The sequence below is a fragment of the Gilliamella sp. Gris1-4 genome (assembly GCF_001690335.1).
In the GTDB taxonomy this organism is placed as follows: domain Bacteria; phylum Pseudomonadota; class Gammaproteobacteria; order Enterobacterales; family Orbaceae; genus Gilliamella; species Gilliamella apicola_P.
In genome coordinates this window covers 1-18,129 of the sequence record NZ_LZHA01000081.1, presented here as the reverse complement: position 1 = coordinate 18,129, position 18,129 = coordinate 1, and the positions used below count along the sequence as shown (strand labels likewise).

The window sequence follows — 18,129 nt, the reverse complement described above, 5'->3', positions numbered from 1 at the left end:
TGGCAAAAAAACAAGAACATGTCATAAAATCAAAAAGATAATTTAAATCATCTTTGAAGGGGGGATTGGAATTTTTCGCATCCGTTGTTTACAATCCTTATGCTAACCTCTACACTACTTAATGTTCTCAACGGGGTGCCCTAAAGGGCTGAGAATGTTAGATAGGATAACATAACCCGCCGAACCTGAACTGGATCATGCCAGCGGAGGGATTTGAGTTATTGCACTTGCTCAAACCTTTTGTCTTTTATTTGCTATTTTTGGAGGCAAAATGTTTTGTAAAAAATTATTATTATCTTTGGTATTTTCGGTACCTTTTATGGCAAATTCTGCCAACGTAAAACCAACCTTAACTGTTTATAGTTATAATTCCTTTATTTCAGAATGGGGACCAGGAAAAGCAATTGAGAAAGGGTTTGAAGCACAGTGTAACTGTGAACTTGAGATTGTTACATTAGGTGATGGGGTGGCAGTTTTAAATCGAATGCGCCTTGAAGGTAATAAAACCAATGCCGATGTGATCTTAGGGTTAGACAATAATCTTTTAGAACAAGCCAAACAAGCCAAAATAGTTATACCTCATCAAATCACTAAACCAGATAATTTAAATACCGACTGGTGGGATAGTGATTTTATGCCTTATGATTTTGGTTATTTCGCTTTTATTTATGATCAACAAAAAATCAGTAATCCACCACATAGTATGCATGAGTTAGTTGATAATAAAGCCAACTGGAAAATTATCTATGAGGACCCACGGACCAGCACTCCTGGATTAGGTTTATTATTTTGGGTGAAAAATATATATGGTGATGATGCAGCATCTGCATGGCAGAAAATAGCAAAAAATACAGTGACAGTGACCAAAGGTTGGGGTGAAGCTTATGGCCTATTTTTAAAAGGCGAAGCTGATTTTGTGCTTAGTTATAGCACTTCGCCAGTTGCACATATTATGAATGATAATGATCATCGTTATGCTGCTGCTATTTTTGACGAAGGGCATTATCGCCAAGTCGAAGTTGCGGGTATTACTAAGTATAGTCAGCATCCCGAATTGGCACGTGCTTTTTTACAATATTTATTAACGCCTAATGTACAACGTCAATTTGCTGAAAAAAATTTCATGTATCCAATTATTAATATAACGTTGCCTGAAGCTTTTCAGCAAATTAAACCTGTCAATAAAGCACTCGAGTTTGATGCTAAGCAAGTTAAAAATAATCAAAAGAGCTGGGTGCGTGAATGGAAATCCACCATTAGCAAGTAGTCTTATTCAGTATAATGTTGAAATTAAGAACGTTAATTCCTGGCATTAGCACGGCAAGCTTGATCTTAGTTGTATTAGGTACAGCTTTATTTGCGCTATGTTTGGTTGCTTTTGAGTCTAACAATTTAACTGTTTATTTTGATAGTTATTTATTACATGTTATTTGGATAACAATATTTCAAGCAACGTTATCAACATTGCTATCTGTGTTATTGGCAATATTGATGGCTAAAGCCCTATCGATAGTCAATTTTTGGGGTAAAAATCTATTGCTACGCATTATGCCTATCACCTTTATTTTTCCTACGTTGGTTGTGGTAACGGGGTTATTATCCGTTTATGGGCAACATGGTTTATTAGCGTCGTTTTGTCATTATTTAGGTTTGCCTTTTGTGATATCCATTTATGGTTTAAAAGGTATTTTATTGGCTCATATATTTCTTAATTTCCCTTATGCTTGTTGCTTGTTTTATCAAACCTTAAATAGTGTACCAGTCGAGCACAAACAATTAGCTGCTCAATTAAATTTTTCGAGTTTTACTTATTTTAAATTGGTGGAATGGCCACTATTGCGTCGACAATTGCTACCTATGGCATCGCTCATCTTTATGCTTTGTTTTTCTAGCTTTGCTATTGTATTGGCACTTGGAGGAGGGCCTAAATATACCACACTTGAAGTTGCTATTTATCAATCTATCCGTGAATTTGATTTGATTCAAGCCGTGCTTTTAGCGTGTTTGCAGTTGCTTTGTTGTGTTTTTTTTATGGGATTAATGCAAAAGTTTAATTATAGCTATAAATTTAACACTCGCTATGTTAAGAAACATTATCGTTTACCAGCTTCGTTTTGCTTAGTTTTGTCGAGTATTGTTATTATTGTTATTGGTGCATTATTTATTTTGCTACCCATTATAACTATATTAATAAAAGGCATTTATTTTTTTCAGTGGTCATTTTTTTCGGTAGCCTTTCAACGTGCAGTTATGTTTTCGTTATTAATTGCTTTTGGATCAGCCAGCATTGCAATGCTACTATCTTTATTATTACTTTATACAAATAGCCGATTATTGATTTATCGGCAAATAAATTGGAGTAATCGATTAATGTTAATTGGATCGCTGATTTTAATTATTCCAAGCATGGTGCTAGCGTCAGGTCTGTTTTTATTGTTATTTCCATACGCTTATAGTTCTGTCTTTGTTTGTGTTTTGACAATGCTTTGTAATAGTTTAATGGCACTGCCATTTATATTAAAAAATCTTGCTGCACCAATGTATGATGTTACATCACGCTATTGGCAATTAAGCCAGTCACTTAATATTACTGGTTTTTGGCATTTTTATTTAATTGAATATAAAGCACTAAAAAAGTTAATTATCCAAAGTTTTGCCTTTTCAGCAATATTATCATTGGGTGATTTTGGTATTATTGCGTTATTTGGTGGACAGTCAGTCACAACGTTACCTTATTATTTATATGAGCAAATATCGTATTATCATTATAATGAAAGTGCTGTAACTGCTGCATTATTGCTAATATTATCTTTTAGTTTACTGGTTGTGATAGATTATGATCGAACTGAATCAAATTAATTATCAATATGATAATTTTAAAATGCATTTTGATATCAAAATTACTGCAAAAGAAAAGGTGGTTATTGTTGGGCCAAGTGGTGCAGGTAAAAGCTCATTGTTAAGCTTGATTGCTGGGTTTATTTCACCAAACTCTGGGCAAATTTTACTTAATCATCACAATATGACTCACACTCAACCAGGAAAGCGTCCCGTTTCAATTTTATTCCAACATAATAATTTATTTGATCATTTAAATGTTGAACAAAATATTGGTTTAGGTATAAATCCTTGTTCAAAATTAAATATATCGGAGCGCCAAACAATAGATGATATGTTAGCTAAAGTTGGTTTAACTGGTTTTAATAATCGTTATCCTGAACACCTTTCAGGTGGTCAGAGTCAACGTGTTGCGTTAGCTCGTTGTTTAATTCAACGCCGACCTATTTTATTGTTAGATGAGCCATTTTCAGCTCTCGATCAAGCATTACGCTTTGAGATGTTAGCATTAGTTGATCAAATTTGCGATGAGCTCGATTTGACATTAATGATGGTCTCACACAATCTTAATGATTCGCTTAGTTATTTTTCTCGTTGTTTGGTGGTGGATAATGGACAGATCGTTTTTTATGGTTTACCAAACCAATTAAACCAACCTGAAAATAATCACATTGCAAAGATATTGGGTTTAAATGTCTCCAAAAATTAATAGGTTAGTATTTAATAATTTATATATTTAAATTTAGATATTTAAAGCTTAAGGTTTTATTAATCTACCAAGCATATATTGCAATTTATGATCAATAACAAAGCAAATTAAATATCTATGCTAAACATAAAAGCAACCAACAAATTTAGCTGGTCAGCACTTATCTTTAATATTTTATTTTTTACTTATTTTTCTAGTGCATTACAGTTATATATTTTTCTTTCGGGGCATTCCAATGCAATTGGACTTCGCGATTCAATTATCTATAGTTTGATTTGGCTTATTCCTGTTTTGATTTTTCCTAATTATACAAGAAAGATTGCGACTATATTTGGTCTTATTATCGGCTTTTTGTCTTTGGTTTCAGTCGGTTATTTTGTGATTTATCGACAAGAATTTTCGCAAAGTGTATTTTTTGTTATGGCAGAATCAAATTATAGTGAATCGAGCGAATTTGTTCAGCAGTATTTTAGTATTAAATTAGTTGTGGTATTGATTATTTATAGTTTAGTGGGTGTTTATCTTTGGAGCAAAGTCAGACCTGTTTATATTAAAACTTCTACTAAATGGATTGTATCACTATTAATAGCTATTTATGCCATAATGCCTGTGTTTATTAGTGTGATAATAAAAAAATCATCTATTGAAAAAGCCGGAACTCATTTACTAACGCGTATGGAAACAACTGTGCCATGGCAACTTATTAATAGCTATTTAGCTTATCGATCTCAACTTAAAAATATGGAAGATATTTTAAATCATTTAGACACTTTACCTCCTGTTGAAAATTTAAAAGATGCTAACGGTAATACGCCTAGGACGTTGGTGTTAGTCATTGGTGAATCAACAACACGTAATAGGATGAGTATTTATGGTTATGGGCGAAATACCACACCTCAAATTGAGCAGTTTAAAAAAGATAATGCTGATTTTGTTGTATTTAACGATGTGGTTTCATCAAGACCTTATACTATCGAAATTTTGCAACAAGCGTTAACTTTTGCTGATGAGAAGCATCCCGATTTATACCTTAAAACTCCTTCATTAATAAATCTTATGAAGCAAGCAGGGTATAAAACATTTTGGATCACTAACCAGCAGACCATGACCAAGCGTAATACTATGTTGACTATGTTTTCTAAACAAGCCGATGAACAGTTTTATATGAATAACGATCGTAATCAAAGTTCAAGACAATATGATGAATCGGTATTTGATCCTTTCAAAAAAGTGCTAGCTGACAACGCTGAAAAGAAATTTATTGTTATCCATCTGCTTGGTACGCATATGAAATACGAGTTCCGCTATCCAAAAGACGGTAAGTATGACCTTTTTAAAGATAAGGAAAGTATTCCATATCTTCTCGATGACGATAAAGTAAATGTATATAATAGTTATGATAATGCAATAAGTTATAACGATTATGTCACAACAACACTGTTTAATATCTTCAAAAACAGTAAAGAAAATGGTTTTATGTTATATTTTTCAGATCATGGTGAAGATGTTTATCAAACGCCACCGCATAATGTGTTAGGGCGAAACGAGAAGGCACCAACTAAAACTATGTATACTGTGCCATTTATGCTTTGGCAATCGCCAACATGGGTGGCAACGCATCCTAATAACTATCAAGCTTATGTAGATCGAAAATTTAGTACTCAAGATTTGATTCATACTTGGTCTGATTTAGCAGGGTTAAGTTATAACTTATATGTTCCTGAAAAAAGTATTGTTAATCCTAATTTTCATGAATCGATTCGTTGGATTGGCGATCCTTATGATAAGAATGGTCTAATTGATTTTGATAAATTAACTAAGTAATTCCCTTAGGTTGTTTACACAAATATTTAAGGTATAATATTGTATATTTATACAGTTATATTTGAGTATTGTGAAACCCTTTATGCGAAAAATTATTCATGTCGATATGGATTGTTTTTATGCCGCCGTCGAAATGAGAGACAATCCCCGTTATCGCAATATGCCTATTGCGGTAGGGGGGGATCCTCGTAAGCGTGGCGTGGTTGCGACTGCCAATTATTTAGCTCGTCAGTATGGTATACACAGTGCTATGTCAATGGCTCAAGCCATAAAACTTTGTCCTAACCTTAAAATTATAGCAGGTAGGCATGCAGTTTATAAAGAAGTCTCCAAACAGATCCACCAAATATTTAAACGATATACTGAATCTATTGAGGCTTTATCACTCGACGAAGCTTACCTTGATGTAACTGATTGCAAACTTTGTTATGGTTCAGCGACTTTAATTGCTCAAGATATCCGTCAGGCAATTTACAAGGAACTTGAGTTAACTGCATCGGCAGGTGTTGCTCCACTTAAGTTTCTTGCCAAAATAGCCTCTGATATGAATAAACCTAATGGCCAATATGTAATAACACCAGATAACGTTGATAGTTTTATAGAGCAGCTACCGTTAAAAAAAATCCCAGGTGTGGGTAAGGTCACGGAAAAAAAATTAGCCCAATTGGGACTATTTACATGCAATGATATTGTTAATTATGATGTAACTAAATTAATTACCCAATTCGGTAAATTTGGAAGAATACTATATGAGCGATGTCAAGGTATTGATGATCGTGAAGTGTGTAATGACAGGCAACGTAAATCGGTAGGGGTAGAGCGTACTTTAACTGATGATATTCATAGTTGGGAAGAGTGTTTATTGCAGTTCGATCCATTATTTGATGAAATGGAAAAACGGTTAAGCAAAGTTCGTGCTGATTTATCGATTGCTCGGCAAGGCGTAAAATTTAAGTTTGACGATTTTCAGCTAACTACACAAGAACATGTTTGGTCTAAATTGGATAAAACTGATTTAATTGAGCAAGCGCATAAAGTTTGGTTAGAACGGCGTAATGGGCGTGGAGTTCGGTTAATTGGTTTTCATGTAACGTTAATCGATCCGCAAGTTGAAAAGCAGTTGATTTTTCAGTTTTAGCCCTTTTAACCATAAAAATGAGGATGCAGGCAAAACCTTCAAACATCCTCATAACAAATGATAGCTAGCTAATAATGATTATTTCAAACTTGCACCATTAGTACTAATGACTTTTTTGTACCATTCAAAAGAGTCTTTTTTATAGCGTTTCATACTACCGTTACCTTCATTATCACGGTCAACATAAATTACGCCATAACGTTTTTTCATTTCGCCAGTAGTGAATGATACAACATCAATAATTCCCCAAGCAGTGTAACCCATTACATCAACACCATCATAATCCATAGCGGTTTGCATGGCTTTAATATGGGCACCTAAGTATTCAATACGTGGTTTATCGTGTATTTGATTACCGTTTTCGAGTTCATCAATTGCACCAAAACCATTTTCGACAATAAATAGCGGTAATTGATATCGATCATACAGACGATTAAGTGTATAACGTAAACCTTCAGGATCAATTGGCCAACCCCAATCGCTGCTTTTTATATAAGGATTTTCAACCGCATTAGGTAGTGCACCGTTAACTATGTTGTCACGATTATCATTTTTGGCATCAGCTTTCACAACAGTAGACATGTAATAGCTAAAACCAATGTAATCAACAGTGCCTTTTTTCAAGCAGGCTAAGTCTTCGTCAGTAATATCAAGTTTATAGCCTTCTCGCTCAAACTCTTTTAAGGCATAAGCTGGATAATAGCCACGAACATGAACATCAGGGAAGAAGAATCTTTGGTGCATTGCAATTTCTGATGCCATCATATCTTCAGGATTGCATGAAAATGGATAAATTGGCACATGTGAAATCATACAACCGATTTGAAAATCAGGATTGATTTTTTTACCGGCAATCACTGCTTTCGCACTGGCCAATAGCTCATAGTGAGCAACTTGGTAAAGAACTTCTTGTCGATTTTCGCATGATTTGACTTGCACACCAGAATTTGTCCAAAAGAAGATTGGATTGCTGGTATCCATTTGGTTATTGATTTCATTAAACGTCATCCAATATTTTACTTTATGTTTATAACGTTCAAAGCAAGTAATGACAAAGCGCTCAAAAAATTCAACTGTTTTACGGTTTCTAAAACCACCATAATGGCGAGCAATATGTAAAGGTATTTCAAAATGCGATAAGGTAATGACAGGCTCAATTCCATTAGCAATTAATTCATCAAAAACATCATCATAAAAACGTAGACCTTCTTCATTTGGTTCAAGCTCATCACCTTTTGGAAAAATTCGTGTCCAAGCAATCGAAGTGCGTAAACATTTAAGGCCTAATTCAGCAAAAAGCTTAATATCTTCTTTATAATGATGATAAAAATCAATTGCTGTATGGTTTGGATAAAATTTACCCGCTTCAATATCTTGCGTGATTTGTCTTGGTACACCATGTGCGCCTGCCGTCATGACATCAACAACGCTTGGGCCTTTACCGCCTTCGTTCCAACCGCCTTCAAATTGGTGAGCGGCTAAAGCACCGCCCCATAAAAATGGTTTTTTTGTCATTTTTGATTCCTTGTTATTGCTTAATTTTAAATATGATATCATTAATCGTTACGTCAGTTTTATCGGTTAATGAAATTAATTGGTATTGATCGGTGTTAACAATAATAATTGGCGTAATTAATGGATAACCAGCTTGTTTAATAGCATCAGGATTAAAGCTAATTAGCAAATCTCCTTTTTTCACTTTTTGATTCAATTCAATGTGATATTCAAACTCATTATTAGTTAAATTAACGGTATCAATCCCCACATGAATTAATAACTCAACACCGTTATCTAATGTTAAACCAATAGCATGTTTAGAACTTTCAAACACGGCTGTGACTTCGCCATCAAAAGGTGCATAAACGTGGTTATCCGTTGGTTCAATAGCAATTCCTTCTCCCATCAATTTTTGCGCAAAAGCAGGGTCTGGCACTTCGCTTAGCGGTAATGCTTTACCTGTCATTGGGCTTGTAATTTCAACCTCATCTAGTAATATTTTTGGTGTATCATCTTTAGTGTTAGCTATATCTTGTTTTGTTTCACCTGTGCCAAATATTTGGATTAAAATTACAGGTCCAATTAATGCAATTGCTGAACCAATTGCTACACCAAAAAACGAACTCATATTATCGGGTTTAATGGCATTGACAATGGTTAGTGGGCCTGGTAGTGCCGCATAAGTATAGTAATAAGGTGTAAAGAATCCAGCAACAATACCACCTAAAGATGCGCAGATACATCCATAAATAAATGGCTTTTTAAAGCGTAAATTTACACCATAAATAGCGGGTTCAGTGATACCAAATAAACCAGTGATAAATGCAGATAATGAAACACCTTTCATCTCTTGTGTTTTAGTTTTTATATAAAAACCTAGTGCAGCCCCCACTTGACCAATTACGGCAATAGTTTGGAATGCTTGGAAAGAATCTTGCCCATATTGATTGATATTTTCGGTGATGACAGGTGTTATTCCCCAATGTACACCAAAAATAACCAATACTTGCCATACAGCACCAATCAACCCACCCGCAATGTAAGGCGCAAGATTAACTACCCAATTATAACCATTGGCAATATAGTGAGCTGCGTTTGCAGTTATTGGTCCTATAGCAATGAGAGTTGATGGCACCATAATCACTAAACAGATTAAAGGCATTAAAAGAGGTTTGATAATACTATGTAATCGTGGTTCCAAAAATCGCTCTAAATACGACAGTAACCACACCAAAAAAAGTGGCGGCAGTACGGTTGAGTTATAAAGCGTTTCTGATAATACAATACCAAATAAATCGATTTCTGCCCCTTCTTTGATTAATTCTGCCAATTTAGTCCAAGTGGGAGAAAGTAATGCGGCACAACAAGCCACCGCAATGTAAATATTACAACGAAAATGTTGTGAAGCAGTAATAGCAATAAAAATTGGAAGAAAGAAAAAAGGTGCCCAAGAAATAAAGTCAAAAATTTTATAAGTGCTAGTTGATTCCACTTTAGGAAAGCCTAATTTAATTAAAATTAAGATCCCTTGTAAAATCCCCGAAGCGGCTAAAACATAAACAAACGGCGCAAAAACAGCTGACATCGTTGCAATAACACGATTTAAAATATTCGCTTTATCGTTATTGGTTACTTTATTATCAGTATTAATCAGTTGAGTAAAAGCGTTATAGACTTTATCAACATGCGTACCAATAACCACTTGGATTTGACCGCCTTTTTCAACAACGGTAATTACGCCTGGCAATTTAGCGATATTCTCTTTTGCGTGATCAGGTGTATGCTGGGTAACAAGACGAAGACGCGTTGCACAGCGAGAAACGGTCACAATATTTTTCTCACCACCTAACTCATTTAAAATATCAACAGCTAGCTTGTTATAATCTCTAATTTTTGATGACATCCATAAACTCCTTAAAAGCAATTCAGTAAGATTATTTTATAGACAATTTAAAAATTGTTAATTAACAATTATATTGTTTGTGATCTTGATCTACTTTTACATCATTTAATTTAAAAGTTAAAATAACTTGTATAAAATAATGTTTAAATTTTCATTAAATAAAAAGATATAAAAATGGTTAAATATCAGGATGTTGCAAAAAAAATCAAACAGATGATTTATCAAAAACAACTGTCCAAAGGCACTCAGCTTGCTAATATTGACGGGTTAATTAATCAATATCAGGTCAGTCGTAGTACAATTGTTAAAGCGCTTAATTGTCTTGAGCGGCAGGGCGTTATTTATCAAGTGCAAGGTAGTGGTATTTTTGTTCGTGAACGTAAAAAAAGAGGCTATCTCAATTTTTTGCAAAGTCATGGTTTTACTGTCGATCTAGAAGATGTTTATGGTTCTTCGACAGTACTTAATGTTGATATCATCAAGCCCAGTGCAAAAGTTAAAGAAAATCTACAATGCGATGATAACGAAGAAGTCTATTTTGTTAAAAGATTGCGCTATGTTGAAGATAAATTATATGGCCTAGAACAGTCATATTACCGTAAAAAGTTAATTTGTTATTTAAATAAAGAAATTGTAGAAAACTCAATTTTTAATTACATTCAGGAAAATTATAATATTAATATTGGTTTTTCTGATAAATATTTACAGGTAATAAAACTTGATGAAGAAATGGCTCCCTATTTAGGACTGCAACCTGGCGAACCTGCACTTTGTGTTGAAGAAATATTTTACACCTCATCAGGTGAACCTTTTGATTTTTCAAAAATCATTTATCATTACGAAAATGCAAGATTTTGTATACAAAATCACTCAAAGTAAGTTTGAATGATGAATTATTAGGAAGATGAATAAGGAATCGATCATTCATCTTCCTTTAATTATTAGCAAATTTAACTGTTAACAATTAAATTTCACCACCAACACCCTTAAACTTTTCAACCAATGCGGCGATCTTTTCAAAGACTCGGTTCTTTTTAATTAAATATTGGGGATTCAGCGGACTCATTTTTGGTAAAATCTCGTTCAACTCTGTGCCGTTTTCGGTTGCATATTTTCGCTTTAATGATGATGCAATATAGCGTTTTGTTGCCGCTTCATTTAAATTTTCCTCTTCAATTAAGAAATTAAGCTCTACCTGTAACTCTTGCTGTGCATACAAGAAAAACGCATCAATAATCGAGGCTTTATCTGGAATAGCATCAAGATCAGTTTGTTTTATAAACTCAACAACTAGCTCTTCTTTAGCTCGATTTTCTAAGCTTGATCGAATTAATCGCTTAGCATCTTCGACAATGTCCTGTTTGGTTTTTTCTTGTTTATTTTGTTCATAAATTAACTCAAGAATATAATCCAAATTGATCTCTTGCGATTTTAATAGATCAATTTCGAAAACCACATCATCCCAGTCAAATCTTTGCTGATCTTGTTGATTGGCTTCTTTTTCTCGGAGTAGCCAATCACGAATATCATTATAAGTTGAACGATAATTTTGAATTGTGCGGTCAGTCGGTAGTTTAACGGCTTGCATTTTTTGCAGATCTTCATCAGTCACATAATGCTTATTTTTAAACGCTAAAACTGCCTGCGTATCGGTCACATCTAATTGTTGGAAATCCTTTAATGCAACAAATTCATCATAATTTTGTAATATATTGTCAGCACGTAAGTACTCACCAAATAATTTAACAAACTCTTTTTTATCTTTTTCTTTGATAATTTCATCAGGGCGTGGGAACTTTTCTTGTAACTCGGCAACGATGGCTAGATAGCCATTGTGGAAATTACCTGAATCTTTATCAGTAAACCCTTCCATGTAATCCTTAAAGCTTTTTTCTAACACTACTTCATGAGTATTACTTTTACCAAATGTTATTATTGCATCAATGGTCGCTTGTTCTAAATCACGAAACGCCACAATATTACCAAAGGTTTTGGTGGCATTATAGATACGATTGGTGCGTGAAAAGGCTTGAATTAACCCATGATACCTCAGGTTTTTGTCAACAAATAAGGTATTAAGTGTTGGGGCATCAAAGCCAGTAAGGAACATACCAACGACAATTAATAGATCGACTTCTTGATTTTTTACTTTTAAAGACAAATCACGATAATAGTTTTGAAATTGATCGCTACTGACATCAAAGTTAGTTTTAAACATCTGATTATAATCTGATATCGCAGAAGCTAAAAACTCTTTAGCACTCTGATTTAAGGCATCAATTTCAAAACTTTCATCGGCAAAATTACCTTGTGCATCTTGTTCTTCATTAGCAGAATAAGAAAATATCGTGGCTATTTTTAACGGCTGATTTGCACCTTCTTGTAATTTTTTGAATGATTCATAATAGAGTTTAGCCGCATCGACACTACTCACTGCAAACATGGCATTGAACCCTTTACTTTTGCCCATTAATCGGTGGGTTTTTTGTTTAAAATTATTCAGAATATATTGTGTGATTTGCTCAATACGGTTTGGGTGGAGCAATGCTTTTTTATTTTCAGCAGCGCTGAGTTTTTCGAGATTTTGTTCTTGCTCTATCGATTTAAAATTAGGACGCACATCATTATAGTCAACTTTAAATTTTAGTACCTTTTCGTCACGAATTGCATCGGTTAATACATAAGCGTGCAGTTCACGACCAAAAACATCCGCTGTAGTTTGCGTTCCGATTGCGTTAGTATGCATAATCGGCGTACCAGTAAAACCAAATTGGTAATATTTTTTAAATTTACGCTTTAAGTTTTTTTGAGCTTCGCCAAACTGGGAGCGGTGCGCTTCGTCAAAAATAAATACAACGTGCTTATCATAGATCGCTAAGTTATCGTCGCTTTTGATCAAGTTATTAAGTTTTTGAATGGTAGTAACAATAATTTTATTATCGGTTTTCTCAATATTGCGCTTAAGCCCTGCGGTACTATTTGAGCCATTCACACTATCTTTTGAAAATTTTTGATACTCTTTCATGGTTTGATAATCCAGATCTTTACGATCCACCACAAAAAAAACTTTATCAATAAATTCTAGTTCGGTTGCAAGGCGTGCCGTTTTGAAACTGGTTAGTGTCTTACCAGAACCTGTTGTGTGCCAAATAAAACCACCACTTTGTAAGCTACTCCACTTTTTGGCATGATAAGCGCTAATGATTTTCCATAATATACGCTCGGTGGCGGCGATTTGGTAAGGGCGCATAATTAACAATGTGTCATTCACATCAAGCACCGAATAAGTCAATAACACATTTAACAGCGTTCGACTGGCAAAAAAGGTGGCGGTAAAGTCTTTTAGATCTTTTATCGGCTCGTTTTTAACATTCGCCCAATTCATTGTAAAATCAAAGCTATTTTTGTCACGTTTAGTCGTGTTAGCAAAATAACGTGTATCGGTACCATTTGATATAACAAACAGTTGTAAATATTTAAATAGTGAATTGTCTTGATTAAAGCTCTCTTTACTATAGCGATGCACTTGATTAAAGGCTTCACGAATAGCAATACCACGCTTTTTTAGTTCAACTTGAACAAGCGGCAAGCCATTAACTAAAATCGTCACATCATAACGATTTGCATAATTACCTGTTTGCTGAAATTGATGGATAACTTGTAATTTATTATTAGTAACCTCTTTTTTATCTAACAACTTGATATTTTGAATATGGCCGTCATCAAAAACAAAATCGTAAATATGATCGTGGTGGATTTTGCGACTTTTATCGATCATAGATTCATTGGGTTTATCCAAATACTCTAATACAAAACGTCGCCATTCATCATCGGTAAATTGCATTTTGTTTAGTGTTTGCAATTGCTCGCGAATATTGGCTAATAACTTTTCATGCGTATTTAAATTCGGTAAGTATTCATAGCCTTGTCGAGCTAAATCATGAATAAATTCATTTTCTAAATCCGTTTCAGTTTGATAAACAGCTGCTGATTCTTCAAGTTTGTTGTAGTTATCTAAAATAATATAGCTATTTGTTTCGGCGATGGGTTTTGTATAAGTCGTCATAGTCTATTCCAAATGTTTAATATTGTAATTTTATTCTACTATTTAGTTCGCTGTAATTTGTCTGTTATTTATTGTTCTGCCTTAGGAAAATCCAATAACAAATTCCGATAATATTCATATTGTTTTTGTCGTAATTCAATTTCACGCGGTAAACCCTCTGTAATGGAATTTGTTAGAGTATCGAATTTGTCTAAAATTTCGACAATACGAGCTTGTTCCTTGAGTGGGGGAATGGGTAAGTGATATTTAAGAATAGCTTCTTTATTTCCTCGTGGCATTTTTGCGCCTTTGGCATGTTGCATATTGTATTCAAAAAAATTATCATTCGCTAAGACATGGTATAAATATCTGTGAAATAATAGATCGTTTTTGGGACGAATGACTAGAACATCGCCATTAGTTCCTCCAAAATATTCTGCTTGCCAAATTTTTTTTAAATAAGGACGAATATTTCCAATCAAAATATCATTGGTAAGATATTCTGTAAAATTTCCTTCTTTAGGCACATGGTTTGAATCAGTTTTTCCTGCTCGATTTTGTAATAAATTATCAACACCTACATAATTTTTTTCATTAAGCTTATCAAAGCTAATACGAGTGTTTGAATAATGAGCAACTTCCCCTAATGTTTTCCACTCAACCTCATTCTCTTTAAAGGTCAACAATTTATCACGATAATAGTTGTATTGTTTTTTTCGTGCAGTAAGCTCTGCTGTGAGCTCTGCTGTGAGCTCTGCTGTGAGGGCTGTGAATGTGTCCAAAATACAGACTATTGCAGTTTGAACGTGTAGAGAGGGGATGGGGATTGTAATTTCAATCAAATTCGATTTTGTTAATTTTGCTCTATCACCGCCAGTTAAATATGGAATAAAATTCATATTGCGTAAATAATGATATAAAAATCTATTATCTAATTCAGGCTTGCCTTGGACAATGTGGACGTGGTTGTTTGCCCAAAATTTTCCCGTTGCCCACTGGATTGAATAATTTTTAAGATTTGCAGAACCATCTTCAGCTATTAATACATACTCACCATTATGAGTGTAACCTTCAACATAATCTTGAATATTATTTGCACCATAATATGGTATTTGACCTCGAATACGTAAAGACGCTTTTACTGGTTTTCTTGTATTGTTTGCTATTTCTGCTACTTCCCCCAAAGTCTTCCACTCAACCTCAACACCTTTCAGCAACTCAGTTATATTGCAACTCTTAATCATCCCTCAATCTCCGCCACAATTGCGTCAATTTGGGATCGTAAGCTATCAATTTTAGCTACGGTATCTTTTATTTCAGCATTAAGCTGGGTGATATCAATCACTTCACGGGTATCTTCGGCTTCAACATACGAACTGACTGATAGATTATAGTCATTTTGCGCAATGGTTTGATTATCAACTGATTTAGCAAAATATTCGATATCTTGCTTGCTAGCAAATACTTGCATAATTTCTTGAATATGTTCATCAGTGAGCACATTATTATTGGTCTCTTTTTTAAACAGTTTGCTAGCATCAATAAATTGTGTTGTTTTAACGGTTTTATTTTTGGCAAGTACTAAAATATTAACCGCAATCGATGTGCCATAAAATAAGTTTGGTGCGAGCGAGATTACAGTTTCGACAAAATCATTATCGACCAAATATTTGCGAATTTTTTGTTCCGCACCACCACGATAAAATATCCCCGGAAAGGTAACAATTGCCGCTCGCCCACACTCGGACAGGTAACTTAGTGCATGCATAATAAAGGCAAAATCGGCTTTCGATTTTGGTGCCAGTACACCGGCAGGTGCGTATCGGTCATCATTGATTAAGGTTGGATCATCACTACCAATCCATTTAATTGAATAAGGTGGATTAGAAACGATTGCATCAAATGGCTTTTCATCACCAAAATGTGGGTTAATTAGCGTGTCACCTAGTGCGATCTCGAATTTATTGTAATTGATATTATGTAAAAACATATTCATACGAGCAAGGTTATAGGTAGTATGGTTGATTTCTTGACCGAAGAATCCATCCTCAATAATATGATCCTCAAACTGCTTTTTCGCTTGTAACAATAAAGAACCTGATCCTGCCGCTGGATCATAGATTTTATTGACCTTTTTTTGATTATGTAAGGCTAATTGCGAGATCAGCTTGGACACATTCGGTGGCGTAAAAAACTCGCCTCCTGATTTACCAGCATTCGAGGCATAATTAGAAATCAAATACTCATAAGCATCGCCAAACAGATCGATTTTATTGTCTGCAAAATCACCAAAATCCAGTTCGGCTACACCATTAAGTACTGCGGCTAACCGTTTGTTTTTATCTGCAACAGTATTACCTAATCGGTTACTGGTAGTATCAAAATCGGCAAATAATCCTTTAATATCGCTTTCTGAAGGGTAACCAATGGCTGAGCTTTCAATCGCATTAAAAATATTTGCCAAGTCAGTATTTAAACTTGGATTGGTATTAGCTTCAGCTACAATTTTACAAAATAATTGGCTAGGATAAATAAAATAGCCTTTGGTTTTTATTGCGTCTTTTTTAACTTCATCGTTAATGACATCGTCGGATAATGTGCTGTAATCGATACTCTCATCGCCACCTTCAATATAATTGGCAAAATTCTCACTAATAAAGCGATAAAACAAAGAACCAAGTACATACTGTTTAAAATCCCAACCATCGACAGCACCACGGACTTCGTCGGCAATTTTCCAAATTTGTCGTTGTAGTTGATCGCGTTGTTGCGTTTCGGTAATTGATTTAGCGTTACTAGATGTCATATTTTTCAAATTTCCTAAATAAAAAATAGGTGCTGCCTAATTAGAAAGTAACTGATTTTTACTTTCATATTAGTCATTTTATAGCTACCTTTTATAGGTGTTATAGCATAGCTGATTTGTTGTTATTTTTCCATCTGGGGTGTTTATTAAAAACTCAGCCAATGGGTATTTTGAACTTTAAGGCTGGAAAATCTTAAAAAATAACAAAGCAACAAAATCTAAAAACAAAACCCTTTTTTTAGCTATATTTTAAAAGTTAATAAAATCAATAAATTAAATTTATCTCTAAAAAAAGGGTTTTTAAAACCTAAATACCTATTTGCCTTTTTACATACTATGTTGATAGTATATTAGCTTCTAGTTCACTGCCGTGTAGGCAGTTTAGAAAATAAAGCCATTTTTTATGATAGCTTATTAGGCGTTCACTGCCGTGTAGGCAGTTTAGAAAATTGAATCTGGATCAGCGGTTAAAGTCGAAACGTTCACTGCCGTGTAGGCAGTTTAGAAAGTATTTGGCATTGATGGCAGGTGAAGTAAAAAGTTCACTGCCGTGTAGGCAGTTTAGAAAATAAATTGCAACGTACCACGTAAACGTCCATCGTTCACTGCCGTGTAGGCAGTTTAGAAATCGCCATTCTCCTTTACACTGTTGGTGTTACTGTTCACTGCCGTGTAGGCAGTTTAGAAATCACGCACTCAAAATTATCAAGCTGAACTAGTGTTCACTGCCGTGTAGGCAGTAATTAAAAAATAAAATTAATCAGATATTATAAAAAACAATGGGCTATTTTATCTGCCTTATTTCTGCGTCAGACAAATTTGTCTGGAACAAATTTGAACATCTGAGCACAGCGAAGGTGACCTCGTAGAGGGCGAGCATCAGGATGATACGAGTAGTGCCGAAGGCCTCATATTGCAGCCTTGCGAGGGGTTTTTAGGGAATTTCGCAAAAAATCCCCTAAATCGGACGTGACCACAATAGCTATTTTTATCACCCAAAGCCCAAACGTCCGAAACCACCGGACCCAACCCACTTTATGCATCAACAAAAAAACAAAGCAACGCACCCCACACCCCTAACAATTCTTTACAATAAATTAACAAAAAAAGTGGCGTATTATTTATCATCAAGTTATAATTTTTAAGATTATTCAAGCAATGAATCGCTCAAAAATAAAGCGAACGGATATAAAAATCGAGAAAAAACAGTAAAATACTTGACAAGGAAATAAAAATGCATTACCATGTTTGGCAACAGGCAACAGGCAACAGGCAACAGGCAACAGGCAACAGGCAACAGGCAACAGGCAACAGGCAACAGGCAACAGGCAACAGGCAACAGGCAACAGGCAACAGGCAACAGGCAACA

Annotated in this window: 12 protein-coding genes, 1 CRISPR repeat array and 1 riboswitch; of the genes, 6 read left to right on the top strand and 6 right to left on the bottom strand. The window is 34.5% G+C overall.

From position 1 onward, the window contains the following. The first annotated feature begins 121 nt into the window (after positions 1–121). Positions 122–230, top strand: a riboswitch (TPP riboswitch). Between the two features lie 41 nt (positions 231–271). The 5 genes from thiB (at position 272) to dinB (ending at position 6,509) form a co-directional block, all read left to right on the top strand. Further along, entirely contained in the window at positions 272–1,267 is a 996-nt protein-coding gene (thiB, locus tag A9G31_RS09950; protein WP_065561531.1) for a thiamine ABC transporter substrate binding subunit, read from the top strand. A 14-nt stretch (positions 1,268–1,281) separates the two neighbouring features. Then, positions 1,282–2,859 carry a thiamine/thiamine pyrophosphate ABC transporter permease gene (gene thiP / locus A9G31_RS09945; RefSeq protein ID WP_065561504.1) on the top strand — a complete coding sequence of 526 codons (1,578 nt, stop codon included), beginning with the start codon at positions 1,282–1,284 and terminating at the stop codon, positions 2,857–2,859. Beyond that, on the top strand, positions 2,837–3,547 hold the full coding sequence (gene thiQ / locus A9G31_RS09940) for a thiamine ABC transporter ATP-binding protein ThiQ (protein ID WP_065561503.1): 711 nt from the start codon (positions 2,837–2,839) through the stop codon (positions 3,545–3,547). The genes thiP and thiQ overlap by 23 nt, the downstream gene beginning before the upstream one ends. A 117-nt stretch (positions 3,548–3,664) precedes the next feature. Next, positions 3,665–5,371: a phosphoethanolamine transferase CptA gene (gene cptA / locus A9G31_RS09935; RefSeq protein WP_065561502.1), complete on the top strand. Its 1,707-nt coding sequence runs from the start codon at positions 3,665–3,667 to the stop codon at positions 5,369–5,371. Positions 5,372–5,453: 82 nt separating this feature from the next. Next, positions 5,454–6,509 carry a DNA polymerase IV gene (gene dinB / locus A9G31_RS09930; protein WP_065561501.1) on the top strand — a complete coding sequence of 352 codons (1,056 nt, stop codon included), beginning with the start codon at positions 5,454–5,456 and terminating at the stop codon, positions 6,507–6,509. 78 nt (positions 6,510–6,587) lie between these two features. On the opposite strand, the gene A9G31_RS09925 is transcribed toward dinB, so the two are convergent. Further along, complete coding sequence (locus A9G31_RS09925) at positions 6,588–8,024, bottom strand: 6-phospho-beta-glucosidase (RefSeq protein ID WP_065561500.1); 1,437 nt, start codon at positions 8,022–8,024, stop codon at positions 6,588–6,590. A 13-nt stretch (positions 8,025–8,037) separates the two neighbouring features. Next, positions 8,038–9,909, bottom strand: a complete 1,872-nt coding sequence (locus A9G31_RS09920; RefSeq protein ID WP_065561499.1) for a beta-glucoside-specific PTS transporter subunit IIABC — start codon at positions 9,907–9,909, stop codon at positions 8,038–8,040. Positions 9,910–10,083: 174 nt separating this feature from the next. Between A9G31_RS09920 and A9G31_RS09915 the strand changes: the two genes are divergently transcribed. Continuing rightward, positions 10,084–10,788, top strand: a complete 705-nt coding sequence (locus tag A9G31_RS09915) for a GntR family transcriptional regulator (RefSeq protein ID WP_065561498.1) — start codon at positions 10,084–10,086, stop codon at positions 10,786–10,788. 85 nt (positions 10,789–10,873) lie between these two features. On the opposite strand, the gene A9G31_RS09910 is transcribed toward A9G31_RS09915, so the two are convergent. The 4 genes from A9G31_RS09910 to A9G31_RS11470 form a co-directional block, all read right to left on the bottom strand. Beyond that, the gene (locus A9G31_RS09910) at positions 10,874–13,975 is read right to left on the bottom strand and encodes a type I restriction endonuclease subunit R (protein ID WP_065561497.1); all 3,102 of its coding nucleotides are present in this window, start codon (positions 13,973–13,975) and stop codon (positions 10,874–10,876) included. A 68-nt stretch (positions 13,976–14,043) separates the two neighbouring features. Beyond that, positions 14,044–15,198 (bottom strand): restriction endonuclease subunit S, encoded by a 1,155-nt coding sequence (locus tag A9G31_RS09905; RefSeq protein ID WP_065561496.1) that lies wholly within the window; start codon positions 15,196–15,198, stop codon positions 14,044–14,046. Next, positions 15,195–16,760 carry a type I restriction-modification system subunit M gene (locus tag A9G31_RS09900; RefSeq protein WP_218056449.1) on the bottom strand — a complete coding sequence of 522 codons (1,566 nt, stop codon included), beginning with the start codon at positions 16,758–16,760 and terminating at the stop codon, positions 15,195–15,197. Before A9G31_RS09900 ends, A9G31_RS09905 begins: the two co-directional genes overlap by 4 nt. A gap of 360 nt (positions 16,761–17,120) precedes the next feature. Beyond that, a CRISPR array of direct repeats spans positions 17,121–17,508; the repeat unit is 28 nt; unit sequence GTTCACTGCCGTGTAGGCAGTTTAGAAA. Between the two features lie 403 nt (positions 17,509–17,911). Beyond that, positions 17,912–18,129, bottom strand: a 218-nt coding sequence (locus A9G31_RS11470; RefSeq protein ID WP_176700388.1) for a hypothetical protein, incomplete at its 5' end; no start/stop codon positions are given.